A 13,737-nucleotide genomic window follows, 5' to 3' on the forward strand; every position below is an offset into this window, starting at 1 on the left:
CGCCAGTCCGGCCGCGACCACCGCCAGGACCGCGACAACCGCCAGGACCGCGACAGCCGTGAAGGCCAGCAGGGCAACCGGGACGCCCAGCAGGGCAACCGGGACGCCCAGCAGGGCAACCGGGACGCCCAGCAGGCCGGCCGCTACGACGACGACGACCGTGGCGGCAACCGGCGCAGCCGCAACCGGCCGCGCAGCCGCGACCGCAAGCGCGGCCGCAGCGGGTCCGCCCAGGACTGGAACGACGCGGAGATCCAGATCGGTGACGACGACATCCTCGTCCCCGTCGCGGGCATCCTCGACGTCCTCGAGAACTACGCCTTCGTCCGGACCTCCGGCTATCTGCCCGGCCCCAACGACGTCTACGTCCCGCTCGGCATGGTCAAGAAGCACGGCCTGCGCAAGGGCGACGCCGTGACCGGAGCGGTCAAGGCTCTCCGGGAGGGCGAGCAGCCGACCGGCAACGTGGGTCGTCAGAAGTTCAACGCCCTCGTCCGGCTCGACAGCGTCAACGGCCAGGCCGCCGACGAGGCGGTCAAGCGGGTCGAGTTCGGCAAGCTGACCCCGCTCTATCCCCAGCAGCGGCTGCGCCTCGAGACCGAGCCCGGCCAGCTCACGACGCGGATCATCGACCTCGTCGCCCCCATCGGCAAGGGCCAGCGCGGCCTCATCGTCGCCCCGGCCAAGGCCGGCAAGACGATGGTCATGCAGGCCCTCGCCAACGCGATCACGACGAACAACCCCGAGTGCCACCTCATGGTCGTCCTCGTCGACGAGCGCCCCGAAGAGGTCACCGACATGCAGCGGGCGGTCAAGGGTGAGGTCATCGCCTCGACGTTCGACCGGCCGGCGGACGACCACACGACGGTCGCCGAGCTCGCCATCGAGCGAGCCAAGCGTCTCGTCGAGCTCGGTCACGACGTCGTCGTCCTCCTCGACTCCATCACCAAGCTCGGTCGTGCCTACAACCTGTCGGCGCCGGCGAGCGGGCGGATCCTCTCGGGTGGTGTCGACTCGGCCGCGCTCTACCCCCCGAAGAAGTTCTTCGGGGCGGCGCGCAACATCGAGAACGGCGGCTCGCTGACGATCCTCGCGACGGCTCTCGTCGAGACGGGCTCGAAGATGGACGAGGTGATCTTCGAGGAGTTCAAGGGCACCGGCAACATGGAGCTCAAGCTCGATCGACAGCTCGCGAACCGGCGCATCTTCCCGGCCGTGGACATCAACTCGTCCGGCACGCGCCGTGAGGAGCTCCTGCTCGCGAGCGAGGAGCTGAAGATCATGTGGAAGCTCCGTCGGGTGCTCGGCGGCCTCGACAGCCAGCAGGCCATCGAACTGCTCCTCGACCGGCTGAAGAAGACGAAGACGAACTACGAGTTCCTCACGCAGGTCCAGCAGACGAGCAGTGCCCGGCTCGACGACGAGTCCTGACTGTCGTTGATGGTCTCCCCCTGCGTGCCGAGGGCGCGAAGTAGCGCGCGCTTGGCACGCAGGGGCATCGCTGTCCACAGGGCCCTCCGCACCGACGCGACTGAATGCGTCAGGATCACGGCATGGAGCCCCAGCGCGCGCCCCGCAGGCGTCTGCCGCGGGCGGAGCGCACCCGAGCCGCACGTGCCGTGGCAGCACTGCACGAGGGTGTGGCTCACCGCGCTGAGCTCCGGGCTGTCGGCGTGACCAGAGCCGATGTCCGCACCGAAGTGTGTGCAGGCCGGTGGACTCTTGGCGGCAAGCACACGGTGGTCATCGGCACTGGACCCCTCACTGACGACGCACGGCACTGGCAGGCCGTATGGGAGAGCGGTTCCGGTGCCGTGCTCGACGGGGCCTCGGCGCTGCTCGCATCTGGGCTCACGGGCTTCACCCCTCATCGGATCGACGTGTCGATGCCCCGGAACAGCCGAAGGCACGCAGTGGCGGGCGTGGTTCGTCACCTGCGGTCGGCGATGCCGCCGACGGTCCAGGTGGGCGTTCCACGCGTCAAACCCGAGTGGGCTGCGATTCATGCGGCGCAGTGGGCGGTGTCCGACCGGCAGGCGGCCCTGCTGCTGTGCCTCCCGGTGCAGCAGAGACTCATCCCGACGGCGCGCTTCCTCCGGGCCTGGCAGGCTTCGCCTCGCGGTGGGCGCCGCCATGCCCTGATCGATGTCATCGTCAGGGATGTCTGCGATGGCGTCCACTCCCTCGGTGAGCTCGACTTCGCGCGACTGTGCCGCGACCGAGGCCTCCCCGCGCCCAGTCGGCAGGTGGTCCGGAGCCTGCCGGGCGGTCGGGTCTACCTCGATGCAGGATGGCAAGGGATCGGCCTGGTCGTGGAGATCGACGGGGGCCACCATGCCCTGGCCCTGAATCCGATCGGCGATGCCCTGAGACAGAACGATGTCGTCCTGTCGGGCGATCGGGTTCTCCGGATCCCGGTTCTCGGCCTCCGCCTGCATCCCGACGCGTTCATGGACCAGGTGGTGCGCGCCCACGAGCAGCTGCGCAGCGCCGCAGCCTGAGTGTCGCGAGCGCGATATGCCGCGCGTTCGACACGCCCCAGCGCCGGGAATGCGAGGCAGAGGGCCAGTGTTTTGGGTGTGGTGCGCCATCTCTGGCACACTCTTCCTTTGGACCGGTTCACGGCATCACTGGCCTGACTGCACGTCGCCAGCCGACCCGGCCACTCAGACCAAGGAGACAGTCTTGAAGAAGGACCTTCACCCCGCCTACGTGGAGACCCAGGTCACCTGCACCTGCGGCAACACGTTCACGACCCGCAGCACCGAGAAGTCCGGTGTCATCCACGCCGACGTCTGCTCGCAGTGCCACCCCTTCTACACGGGCAAGCAGAAGATCCTCGACACCGGTGGCCGTGTCGCCCGGTTCGAGGCCCGTTACGGCAAGAAGGCCGCCAAGTAGCTCTCCCGCACGCCGGCCCCAGCGACGACGAGTCGCCGGGGCCGGCGTCCTCTTTGCGGCAACGATTCCCAGCCAGAGGTGAGGCCCGTGCGTGAGTCAGTCCAGGCGATTCTCGACGAGTACGCCGACCTCGAGGCCCGCCTCGGCGACCCCGCCGTTCACGCCGACCAGGACCTCGTGCGCACCCTCAACAAGCGCTACGCCGCGCTCGGTCCGACCGTCGCCGCGGCCCGCGCCTGGCAGGCGGCCCGGGACGACCTCGAGGCCGCGCGGGAGCTCGGTGCAGAGGACACGTCCTTCGCGGAGGAGGTCCCCGCTCTCGAGGAGACACTCGCCGTCGCCGAGGAACACCTGCGCCGCCAGCTCATCCCGCGGGATCCCGACGACGACCGCGACGTCATCCTCGAGGTCAAGGCGGGCGAGGGAGGTGACGAGTCGGCGCTCTTCGCCGGTGACCTGCTGCGGATGTACCTGCGCTACGCCGAGCGCCGCGGCTGGAAGGTTCAGGTCGAGGACGCGACCGAGTCCGACCTCGGGGGTTACAAGGATGTCCGCGTCAGCATCAAGGCTCGCGGCCAGGTCGGCCAGGACGAGGGGCCCTGGGCGCGGCTCAAGTACGAGGGCGGTGTCCACCGCGTCCAGCGGGTCCCCGTCACGGAGAGTCAGGGCCGTATCCACACGAGCGCTGCCGGTGTCCTCGTGATGCCGGAGGCCGAGGAGGTGGAGGTGACCATCGACCCCAACGACCTGCGCATCGACGTCTACCGAAGCTCCGGTCCGGGCGGTCAGAGCGTCAACACGACCGACTCCGCCGTCCGCATCACCCACCTGCCCACCGGACTCGTGGTCTCCTGCCAGAACGAGAAGTCGCAGCTGCAGAACAAGGAGGCCGCCCTGCGGGTGCTCCGGGCCCGCCTCCACCAGATCGCGAAGGACGAGGCAGACGCGGAGGCGAGCGCGGCTCGGCGCTCGCAGGTGCGCACGGTCGACCGCTCGGAGCGGATCCGCACCTACAACTTCCCCGAGAACCGGATCTCCGACCACCGCACGGGCTACAAGTCCTACAACCTCGACGCGGTCCTCGACGGGGACCTCGACCCAGTGGTCCAGTCCGCGCTCGACGCCGACGAAGCCGCCAAGCTCGCGGCCTTGGCGACGCAGTGACCGCGCTCCGCTCGGCAGTGCGGGCCGCCACGGGATCCCTCGCCGAGGCGGGCGTACCGTCACCCGACGTCGACGCGGTCGAGCTCGCCGCCCATGTCCTCGGGGTCGACCCCTCCGAAGTGCGCCGGCAGATGGTCGTCGGGGGCGTGCTTCCCACCGGCTTCGAGGAGGCGTATGCCGCTGTGCTCGCCGAGCGCGTCCGCCGGGTCCCGCTGCAGCACCTCACCGGCCGCGCCCACTTCCGCACCCTGACCCTCCATGTCGGGCCGGGTGTCTTCGTGCCGCGACCGGAGACAGAGGTCCTCGTCGACCTCGCCCTGGCGGAGGTCGACCGGCTCTCGGGAAGCCGGCCCGGCGGCATACGGCTCGTTGATCTCTGTGCCGGGTCGGGGGCGATCGCGCTCTCCGTCAAAGCGGAGCGACCAGCCGTGGCCGTGCGCGCGCTCGAGCTGTCGGACGAGGCCGTCGCCTGGGCGATGGCCAACCGCGACCGGCTCGGGCTCGACGTCGAGGTCGTGCCGGGCGACGCGACGGAGCCGGCCTTCGGGGACTGGACCGGCAGCGTGGACGTCGTCACAGTGAACCCGCCCTACATCCCCACCACCGCCGTGCCGAACGAGCCCGAGGTGCGCGACCACGACCCGCAGGTCGCCCTCTACGGCGGCAGCGAGGACGGGCTGGCCATCCCGCTGCGGGTGGCGGCGGCGGCCGCGCGGTTGCTGAGACCGGGTGGCCTGCTCCTCATGGAGCACGCCGACTCGCAAGGGGAGTCGCTGCCGTCGCGGATCCTTGCGACGGGGGAGTGGGGCGAGGTCATCGACCACGAGGACCTCGCGGGCCGTCCGCGCGTGGCCGCCGCCCGGCGCCGCTGACCGGGCGCTGTCCCCGTTCGTGGCTAATGTGGACGATGTCCACAAACCAACCTCAGGGGGAGGCATGACAGGTTTCTCGGAGATCTCCAGCCCGACCAGCTCCATCGGCCACGTTGCGTCAGCCGACGGCACGCGCATCGCCCTCGAGCGGTACGGGCCTGCCGTGGGCAGCGACCCCCCGCTCGTCCTCGTGCATGCGGCGATGCGCCACCGCGCCAACGATCCCCAGACCAGCGACCTGGCCCGACGCGTGGCAGCTCGCGGCCACACCGCGGTGGTCTACGACCGTCGTGGCCGCGGCGGCAGCGGCTCGGCCCCGACGGATCCAACCGACGAGCGCATCCTCGACCGTGAGGTCGAGGACCTGGCTGCCGTGGTCGACCATGTCGGCGGCCGGGCAGCCGTGCTCGCGTCCTCCTCGGGCGCCGTCCTGGCGCTGTGGGCGGCTGCGTCCGACATCGGGATCGAACGGCTCGTGATGTGGGAGGCCCCGCTGGCCCTGGAGGGCCAAGGGGACGGGGGCGCCTTCCTTGACGACCTGCGGCGGCTCCAGGCGGCCGGCGACCGCGAAGGGTTGATTCGCCACTACATGTCCGGGATGCCGCCCGAATGGCTCGCCGGGCTGCGATCAAGCCCCGAGTGGCCCGACTACCTGGCCGTCGCGCCGACCCTCGTCCACGACGCCGCGGCCCTCCACGAGGCGGATCTGCGGCCGTGGTCGGACCAGTGGTCGGGCGTCCGCATCCCCGTCCTCGCACTGAGCGGGGAGGAGACCCTGCCGTTCTTCCCCGTCGTGTGCGAAGCTCTGGCTGCCGCGCTGCCCGACGCGCACAGCGAGCGCCTCGCCGGCGCCGGGCACGGTTGGGACGCCGATGCCATGACAGACCGCCTGGTCACCTTCCTCGCAGGCTGAGCGGCGCCGCGCGACGCGTGACAGAGGTCCGCGTGAGCGAGCAGGGATCGGGGTGTCATCGACCCAAGTAGGCTCTGCCGCGTGAGTGAGCGCTACGACTGCACCGACCCGACGGGCCGAGCGGAGGGGATGGCGGCGGCAGGAGCTGCCATCCGCACCGGCCAGCTCGTCGTCCTGCCGACGGACACCGTCTACGGCGTGGGGTGCGATGCCTTCGATGCGGAGGCCGTGGCCGCCGTGCTCGCGGCGAAGGGTCGCGGTCGCGACATGCCACCGCCCGTCCTCATGCCAACCGCCCGCACGGCCCACGGCCTCGCGACGCAGATCCCGGACTACGCCCACACCCTCATGGAGCGGTTCTGGCCGGGACCGCTGACGCTGATCCTCAAGGCGCACACGTCCTTGCACTGGGACCTCGGCGACACCAACGGCACCGTCGCACTGCGCGTCCCGGCCGACGAGATCGCCCTCGAGCTGCTCGGCGACATCGGTCCCATGGCCGTGACGAGTGCGAACACGACAGGGGCCCCGGCCGCCCACACCGTCGACGAGGCACAGCAGATGCTCGGTGACGCGGTGGCCGTGTACCTCGACGGCGGCCCGAGCACACGGGTCGCCCCCTCGACGATCATCGACTGCACCGGTGCAGCCCCGCAGACCCTGCGACTGGGGGCCCTCTCCCAGGAGGAGATCGACGCGGTACTCGCTGAGGCCTCGGTGGCCGAACCAGTGCCAGGGTCCGAGCCGGAGCCGGAGCCGGGGCCGGGGCCCGACTCGGTGCCCGACTCAGCGCCCGACTCGGTGCCCGAGCCCGACTCGGTGGGGGACTCGCTGAACGACACTCCGCCCGACTCCCTGCCTGAGGCCGCGGCGGAGAGCCCTGAGCAGCGCCCACGGTCGACGTCCTAGAGTTGGCGTGCACGCGCGATCACGACCGTGTGCCCTCGCACCCCCTACGGAGATCTGCCATGGCTGACGACACGACGTTCTACGGCTCCGACTTCGGGGCCCTCCAGGCCTTCGACCCGGAGATCGCGGGCGTGCTCCTCTCGGAGCTCGACCGCATCCGCAGCGGACTCCAGCTCATCGCCAGCGAGAACATCAGCTCCCCGGCCGTGCTGACGGCCCTCGGGTCGACGCTGTCCAACAAGTACGCCGAGGGCTACCCCGGGCGGCGCTACTACGGGGGCTGTTCCGAGGTCGACAAGGCCGAGCAGATCGCCATCGACCGCGCCAAGGAGCTCTTCGGCGCCGACCACGCCAACGTCCAGGCCCACTCCGGCGCGTCGGCCAACCAAGCCGTCTACGGCGCGTTCATGCAGCCCGGGGACACGCTCCTCGCGATGAGCCTGCCGATGGGCGGCCACCTCACGCACGGCTCGAAGGTGTCCTTCTCGGGCAAGTGGTTCAACGCCGTGGGCTACGGCGTCGACCGGGAGTCCGAGAACATCGACTACGACCAGGTCGAGACGCTCGCCAAGGAGCACCGGCCGAAGGTCATCTGTGCGGGCGGTTCAGCGATCCCTCGCCTCATCGACTTCGAGCGTTTCCGCGCCATCGCCGACGAGGTCGGTGCGATCCTCTGGGTCGACGCGGCCCACTTCATCGGCCTCGTGGCGGGCAAGGCCATCCCCTCGCCCGTGCCCTACGCCGACGTCGTGACGTTCACCACCCACAAGGTGCTCCGCGGTCCGCGCTCCGGTGCCCTCGTCTGCAGGGCCGAGCACGCAGCCGCCCTCGACAAGGCGATCTTCCCGATGATGCAGGGTGGCCCGCAGATGCACACCATCGCGGCCAAGGCGGTCAACTTCAAGGAGGCCGCGTCTCCTGAATACGCCCAGTACGCCATGGACGTCATCGCCAACAGCAGGCAGCTTGCCGAGAGCCTCAATGAGCTCGGCATCCGCCCCACGACCGGCGGCACCGACACGCACCTGTCCCTGCACGACCTCCAGGGCATCGGCGTCACCGGCAAGGACGCCGAGGCACGCGCCGACGCGGCGGGCATCGTCCTCAACAAGAACGCGATCCCCTTCGACCCGCAGAAGCCGAACATCGCCTCCGGTATCCGCGTCGGCACCCCGTCCGTGACGACGCAGGGGATGGGCATCGAGGAGATGAAGACCATCGCCCGCCTCATCCACACCGCGGTCACCAAGGGCGACGGCGACCCCGAGTCGGCCGTCAGCCAGGAGGTCCGGGCCGAGGTCACCGACCTCGTCACGCGGTTCCCCGCCTACCCGCGCTGAGCGGGCGTTGCTGTCCATGCCACCCACCACGGTGCCGTATGCCGCTCAGCCGGCCCAGCGGCATACGGCAGACGTGTGCGCAGTGGGCCCCCACATCCCTTCTGCGCCGCTGCTCCCGCGCGCCCAGCGGGGTGACTGAGTGCACGAGTACGTCCTCATCCTCATCGTCGCGGCCGGCGTGACGTACATCGCGACACCCTTCGTGCGCAGCCTGGCCGTCGCGACCGGTGCCTTCACGGCCGTGCGCGAGCGGGACGTCCACACGACCCCGATCCCCAGGCTCGGCGGGGTCGGCATCTACATCGGGTTCGTCGCGGCAGCCCTCGTCGCGCGGAACCTGCCCTACCTCGGGACCCTCTTCGGCGACCGCCAGATCCTCGGGGTCCTCGCGGCGGGCGGCATCGTCTGCCTCCTCGGCGCCTTCGACGACATCCGTGAGCTCGACTGGTTGACCAAGCTCGCGGGTCAGATCCTTGCTGCCGGTCTCATGGCCTATGCGGGCGTCCAGCTCCTGTCGCTCCCGATCTCCGGCACGACCATCCTGCCGACCCCCGTCCTCGTGCTCTTCACCGTCATCGTCGTCATCGCCTCGACCAACGCGGTGAACTTCATCGACGGTCTGGACGGCCTCGCGGCAGGCGTCGTCGGCATCGCCTCACTCGCCTTCTTCATCTACAGCTACCTCATCTCGCGCGACTTCGTGCCGGCCAACGTCTTCTCCGTCGCCACCCTGATCAGTGCCGCCCTCGTCGGGTGCTGTGTCGGCTTCCTGCCGCACAACTTCCATCCGGCCCGGCTCTTCATGGGGGACTCGGGGGCGTTGACGCTGGGGCTGCTCCTCTCGGCGGCGACGATCACCCTCACCGGCAACGTCGACCCGAGCGAGGTGACGGCCAACCAGGTGACCGCGGTCTTCCTGCCACTCCTCGTCCCGGTGGCCGTGCTCATGCTGCCGTTCCTCGACATGGTGCTCGCCGTCATCCGGCGGACCCGCGCGGGCCGGCGGCCCTGGCACCCGGATGCGATGCACCTGCACCACCGGATGCTGCGGATCGGGCACAGCCACCGGCGGGCCGTGCTCATCATGTACCTCTGGGCCGCCGTCGTGGCCCTCGGTTCCGTCTCCTTCGTCATCTGGGAGGGCTGGCGGCCACTGGCGGTCCTCTCGCTGGCGATCGCGGCCGGTGTCGTTCTCACCGTGTGGCTGCCGAAGTGGAGGCCACATCAACGCTTGTGATACCTTTCACAAGCAACGGCGAGGTCGGCGGACCACTGCTCCACATCCGGCCTCGATCCGCCATCCCACCCGATCCCCACCCGATCCCCACCCCGTGAGGTAGCTCAGTCGTGAGGACCAGCCAGAGCCGCACCGGCGCCCTGTCGCCGGCTCGCTCGATGCTCCGGACCTCCCTCGGGTTCTCGGCTGCCAGCGTGCCCGTCATCGCGCTCGGCGGGTGGTTGCTGCGGGGTCAGGCGGGCGGCACCTCCGCCCTGGTCGGCGCCCTGGTCGCCGTCGCCTTCTTCGTCGTCGGTGCCCTCGGCGTGCGCGCAGTCGTCGCGGGTGAGCCGGGCCTGTCCATCGCGGGTGCGCTCGTCGTCTACATCGGCCAGCTCATCGGGCTGGTGGCCGCCTTCCTCGTGCTGCGCGGGGCCGACTGGCTCGACGGCAGGGCGTTCGCCGCGGCCGCGATCATCCAGACGCTCGTCTGGCAGGTCGGCCAGGTCGTGGGGTTCCGACGAGGACGTCACGAGATCTATCCCGACGTCGCCCTGCCGTCTGGGTCGTGATGTCCCTCTCACTCGGAGGTCGCAATGACCGATCCACAGCAACCATCGGACGGACGCCACGAGGGCCGGGAGTCCGACGACCCGCAGCCCCCAGAGCCGAGTTCGGAGCACCCCGTGCTCGCTGCGGGCAGGTTCGCCTCCGACCAGACCTCGGCGAGCGTCATCGCCTACCTCATCACCGGACCGGCGGTCTTCGGCGGGCTCGGCCTGCTGCTCGACCGGTGGCTCGGCACGGGCTTTCTCGTCGTCCTGGGCCTGCTCGGTGGGATGGCCCTGTCGTTGTACGTGATCTGGCTCCGGTACGGTACGCCGTAGCATTCCCGGCTGAACGCCACCTGGGCAGGGGCTCCGCCGAGCGGGCAGCATCCGGGTCACGCCACCCGCGCGGCCGACTCGCGGTGCCCGGTCGGCACGCCCCCGCCCGTTCGGCCCGTAGGTGTTCGACATTGATGACCAAGGAGAGCTTGTGAGCTTGAACGTGCTGGCGTCCACGCTGGGCACCATGGCCCCTGCGGAGGAAGTGAGCCACTTCCCGCCCACGCCGGAGATCTTCTGGCAGCCGCTGTTCTCCGTCGGGCCCGTCTCGATCACCCGCGCGATGGTCGTCGCCGCGATCTCCGTCGTCGGCATCGCCTGGTGGCTCATCGCGACGACGAAGCGCGCCGCCGTCGTGCCGTCCAAAGGCCAGTTCCTCACCGAGGGCATCTACGGCTTCGTCCGCAACGGCATCGCCAAGGACATGATCGGCAGCAAGGAGTTCCTACGGTTCGTGCCGCTGCTCTTCGCGCTGTTCATCTTCATCCTCGTCAACAACCTCTTCGGCATCGTCCCCTTCATCCAGATGCCGACGATGTCGCGGATCGGCTTCCCCATCGCGCTGGTGCTCATCGTCTACGTCGTCTACCACGCCATCGGCGTTCAGAAGCACGGGGTTGCCGGCTACTTCAAGTTCATGGTGCCCGGTGGGCTGCCCGGCTGGATCAAACCCTTCATCTTCGTGCTGGAGTTCATCACCTTCTTCATCACGCGGCCGCTCACCCTGGCCCTCCGACTCTTCGGCAACATGTTCGCCGGCCACATGCTCCTCGTCGTCTTCATCGTCGGAGGGTGGGAGCTGTTCAACGCCGAGAGCTTTGCGCTCAAGCTCGCGGCCGTGCCCTCGTGGGTGCTGGCCTTCGCCTTCACCCTCTTCGAAGGCCTGGTGCAGTTCCTGCAGGCCTACGTCTTCACCCTGCTCGCCGCCTCCTACATCGGTGGCGCGCTCGTCGACGAGCACTGACCGTCGGCAACACCCGGGCCCGCGCCCGGGACAAGTGGAACCCCAAGGACATCTGGACGGCACGGTGCCGGCAGATCACACAAAACACACGAAAGAGGAAACATCGTGGAAGGCAACCTCTCGCTCGTCGGCTACGGCCTTGCGACCATCGGCCCGGCCATCGCCGTCGGCCTGATCTTCGCCGCGTACATCAACGGTGTCGCCCGCCAGCCCGAGTCCGGCAAGCTCCTCCAGCCGATCGCCATTCTCGGCTTCGCCCTCGCCGAGGCGCTCGCCATCTTCGGTCTGGTGCTCTTCTTCCTCTGACGAACCGACGCGGCTCGTCACGCACCGTTCGCAGCACTAGGCACAAGGAGTATCCGTGCAGCTCAACGCCATCCTCCCGGCACTGATGCCGGGCCAAGAAGAGGAACCCTCGGCAACCCTGCCGATCCTCCCGTACCTTCCAGAGCTGATCTTCGGCATCATCGCCTTCGCCGTCATCTACTGGGTGGTCCTGAAGAAGGTCGTCCCCAACCTCGAGAAGGCCTTCGCCGAGCGCACCGAGGCCATCCAGGGCGGCATGCACAAGGCCGAGGAGGCACAGGCCCAGGCGCAGGCGGCCCTGGAGCAGTACCAGGCCCAGCTCACCGAGGCCCGTGCCGAGGCGTCGCGCATCCGTGAGGACGCCAAGGCGCAGGGTGCACAGATCCTCGCCGAGATGCGCGAGCAGGCTGCGGCGGAGGCGGCTCGGCTCACCGAGATCGCCCACAAGCAGATCGAGGCAGAGCGTCAGCAGGCGCTCGTCTCGCTGCGCAGCGACGTGGGCCGCATGTCGACCGATCTCGCGAGCCGGATCGTCGGCGAGTCACTCCACGAGGAGACCCGCCAGAAGGGCCTGGTCGAGCGTTTCCTCGCCGAGCTCGAGTCGGGCGACATCGTCCGCGAGAAGGTCGGCAGCAAGGGTGAGGACGCCTGATGCGAGGGTCCTCACGCGCAGCAGCGACCGCGAGCCGCGAGGCGTTCACCGGCGCGCTCGCAGCCGGTGCCAGCCGTTCGCGGCTGGCCGAGGAGCTCTTCGCGGTCGTCGGGGTCCTCGACGGCAATGCCACCCTGCGTCGGGCCGTCGCCGACCCGTCGCGTGAGGGGGCCCAGAAGGCGGCGCTCGCCGAGCAGCTCTTCGCGGGCAAGGTGAGCGCGGAGACCCTCGTCGTGCTCAAAGGTGTCGTCGGGCAGCGCTGGAGCACGGAGCGCGACCTGACCGACACTCTCGAGTCCTACGCTGTCGAGACCATCATCGCCTCGGCCGAGACCGCGAACCGTGCCGACCGGGTCGAGGACGAGCTGTTCCACTTCGAGCGGATCGTCGCGGCCGACGAGCCGCTCCGGGGCGCCCTGGGTGACCAGACCGTTCCCGCGGACAAGCGCGCGGCGCTCGTCGAGTCGCTCCTGTCGGGGAAGGTGGCCGACGAGACCCTCGCCCTGGCCCGCCAAGCCGTCACCGCACCCCGGGGCCGCCGCTTCGACCGCACCATCGCCGGCTACCTCGACACGGCCTCGGCCCGTCGCGAGCAGCAGACGGCAACCGTCACGTCGGCCGTGCCGCTGACAGAGGACGACCGGGCCCGCCTAACGGAAGGCTTGGCGGCCATCTATGGCGGCAGGGTCCACATCAACACCGTCGTCGACCCCAGGGTCCTCGGCGGCGTCAAGGTCGAGATCGGCGACGAGGTCATCGACGGGACCATCATGCGCAAGCTCGACGGGGCACGTCGCGCCATGGGCGCCAGCTAGCCCAGCCCGAGCACCACCATCAGCATGTGTAAAAACCACCGACTCGCCGAGCGGGTCGAAACCGAGGAGAAGATCTGACATGACGGAGCTTTCGATCCGTCCGGAGGAGATCCGGGAAGCGCTGGACTCCTACGTCCAGTCCTACGAGCCCGGCGCGGCCTCCCGCGAAGAGGTCGGCCGCGTCACCGACGCCGGTGACGGTATTGCTCACGTCGAGGGTCTGCCCTCGGCCATGACCAACGAGCTGCTGCAGTTCGAGGACGGCACCCTCGGCCTCGCGCTGAACCTCGACGTCCACGACATCGGTGTCGTCATCCTCGGTGACTACGCCGGCATCGAGGAGGGCCAGGTCGTCAAGCGCACCGGCGAGGTCCTCTCCGTGCCGGTCGGTGACGACTTCCTCGGCCGGGTCGTCGACCCGCTCGGCAACCCGATCGACGGCCTCGGCGACATCAAGACCGACGAGCGCCGTGCCCTCGAGCTGCAGGCGCCGACCGTGGTCCAGCGCAAGTCGGTGCACGAGCCGCTCCAGACCGGCATCAAGGCCATCGACTCGATGACCCCGATCGGCCGTGGCCAGCGCCAGCTCATCATCGGCGACCGCCAGACCGGCAAGACGACCGTCGCCGTCGACACGATCATCAACCAGAAGCGCAACTGGGCGTCGGGAGACCCCGACCAGCAGGTCCGCTGCATCTACGTCGGCATCGGCCAGAAGGGGTCGACCATCGCGTCGGTCCGGGCCACCCTCGAGGAGGCCGGCGCCCTGGAGTACACGACGATCGTCGCGGCCCCGGC

The 13,737-nt window shown here is 69.7% G+C and carries 16 protein-coding genes and 1 pseudogene; all 17 read left to right on the forward strand.

The window, feature by feature from the left end; translation table 11 throughout:
• Positions 1 to 1,431, forward strand: a 1,431-nt coding sequence (gene rho / locus LOY02_RS14045) for a transcription termination factor Rho (protein ID WP_317182986.1), incomplete at its 5' end; no start/stop codon positions are given.
• Positions 1,432 to 1,553: 122 nt separating this feature from the next.
• Positions 1,554 to 2,501, forward strand: a complete 948-nt coding sequence (locus tag LOY02_RS14050; RefSeq protein ID WP_317182987.1) for a hypothetical protein — start codon at positions 1,554 to 1,556, stop codon at positions 2,499 to 2,501.
• 184 nt (positions 2,502 to 2,685) lie between these two features.
• Complete coding sequence (gene rpmE, locus LOY02_RS14055; protein WP_317182988.1) at positions 2,686 to 2,901, forward strand: 50S ribosomal protein L31; 216 nt, start codon at positions 2,686 to 2,688, stop codon at positions 2,899 to 2,901.
• Between the two features lie 87 nt (positions 2,902 to 2,988).
• Positions 2,989 to 4,065, forward strand: a complete 1,077-nt coding sequence (gene prfA, locus LOY02_RS14060) for a peptide chain release factor 1 (protein WP_317182989.1) — start codon at positions 2,989 to 2,991, stop codon at positions 4,063 to 4,065.
• Positions 4,062 to 4,937, forward strand: a complete 876-nt coding sequence (gene prmC, locus LOY02_RS14065; protein WP_317182990.1) for a peptide chain release factor N(5)-glutamine methyltransferase — start codon at positions 4,062 to 4,064, stop codon at positions 4,935 to 4,937. Before prfA ends, prmC begins: the two co-directional genes overlap by 4 nt.
• Before the next feature lie 64 nt (positions 4,938 to 5,001).
• Positions 5,002 to 5,850 carry an alpha/beta hydrolase gene (locus LOY02_RS14070; RefSeq protein ID WP_317182991.1) on the forward strand — a complete coding sequence of 283 codons (849 nt, stop codon included), beginning with the start codon at positions 5,002 to 5,004 and terminating at the stop codon, positions 5,848 to 5,850.
• A gap of 81 nt (positions 5,851 to 5,931) precedes the next feature.
• Positions 5,932 to 6,759, forward strand: coding sequence for an L-threonylcarbamoyladenylate synthase (locus tag LOY02_RS14075; RefSeq protein WP_317182992.1), 828 nt, complete (start codon positions 5,932 to 5,934; stop codon positions 6,757 to 6,759).
• Between the two features lie 59 nt (positions 6,760 to 6,818).
• The gene (gene glyA, locus LOY02_RS14080; protein ID WP_317182993.1) at positions 6,819 to 8,099 is read left to right on the forward strand and encodes a serine hydroxymethyltransferase; all 1,281 of its coding nucleotides are present in this window, start codon (positions 6,819 to 6,821) and stop codon (positions 8,097 to 8,099) included.
• Between the two features lie 16 nt (positions 8,100 to 8,115).
• Positions 8,116 to 8,238 (forward strand): hypothetical protein, encoded by a 123-nt coding sequence (locus tag LOY02_RS14085; protein WP_317182994.1) that lies wholly within the window; start codon positions 8,116 to 8,118, stop codon positions 8,236 to 8,238.
• Positions 8,239 to 9,336, forward strand: a complete 1,098-nt coding sequence (locus LOY02_RS14090) for an MraY family glycosyltransferase (RefSeq protein WP_317182995.1) — start codon at positions 8,239 to 8,241, stop codon at positions 9,334 to 9,336. It begins immediately after the preceding gene.
• A gap of 110 nt (positions 9,337 to 9,446) precedes the next feature.
• On the forward strand, positions 9,447 to 9,887 hold the full coding sequence (locus LOY02_RS14095; protein WP_317182996.1) for a hypothetical protein: 441 nt from the start codon (positions 9,447 to 9,449) through the stop codon (positions 9,885 to 9,887).
• A gap of 24 nt (positions 9,888 to 9,911) precedes the next feature.
• Positions 9,912 to 10,202: an AtpZ/AtpI family protein gene (locus tag LOY02_RS14100; protein WP_317182997.1), complete on the forward strand. Its 291-nt coding sequence runs from the start codon at positions 9,912 to 9,914 to the stop codon at positions 10,200 to 10,202.
• Between the two features lie 151 nt (positions 10,203 to 10,353).
• A complete protein-coding gene (gene atpB, locus LOY02_RS14105) occupies positions 10,354 to 11,166 on the forward strand; it encodes a F0F1 ATP synthase subunit A (RefSeq protein ID WP_317182998.1) in 813 nt (270 codons plus the stop codon).
• Between the two features lie 105 nt (positions 11,167 to 11,271).
• Positions 11,272 to 11,472, forward strand: a complete 201-nt coding sequence (locus tag LOY02_RS14110) for an ATP synthase F0 subunit C (RefSeq protein ID WP_272461940.1) — start codon at positions 11,272 to 11,274, stop codon at positions 11,470 to 11,472.
• A gap of 55 nt (positions 11,473 to 11,527) precedes the next feature.
• Positions 11,528 to 12,124 (forward strand): F0F1 ATP synthase subunit B, encoded by a 597-nt coding sequence (locus LOY02_RS14115; protein WP_410505955.1) that lies wholly within the window; start codon positions 11,528 to 11,530, stop codon positions 12,122 to 12,124.
• A complete protein-coding gene (locus tag LOY02_RS14120; RefSeq protein WP_317182999.1) occupies positions 12,124 to 12,939 on the forward strand; it encodes a F0F1 ATP synthase subunit delta in 816 nt (271 codons plus the stop codon). Before LOY02_RS14115 ends, LOY02_RS14120 begins: the two co-directional genes overlap by 1 nt.
• Before the next feature lie 79 nt (positions 12,940 to 13,018).
• A pseudogene (locus tag LOY02_RS14125) lies at positions 13,019 to 13,737 on the forward strand (F0F1 ATP synthase subunit alpha); the annotation flags it as partial.

This window comes from Intrasporangium sp. (assembly GCF_032907665.1).
In the GTDB taxonomy this organism is placed as follows: domain Bacteria; phylum Actinomycetota; class Actinomycetes; order Actinomycetales; family Dermatophilaceae; genus Intrasporangium.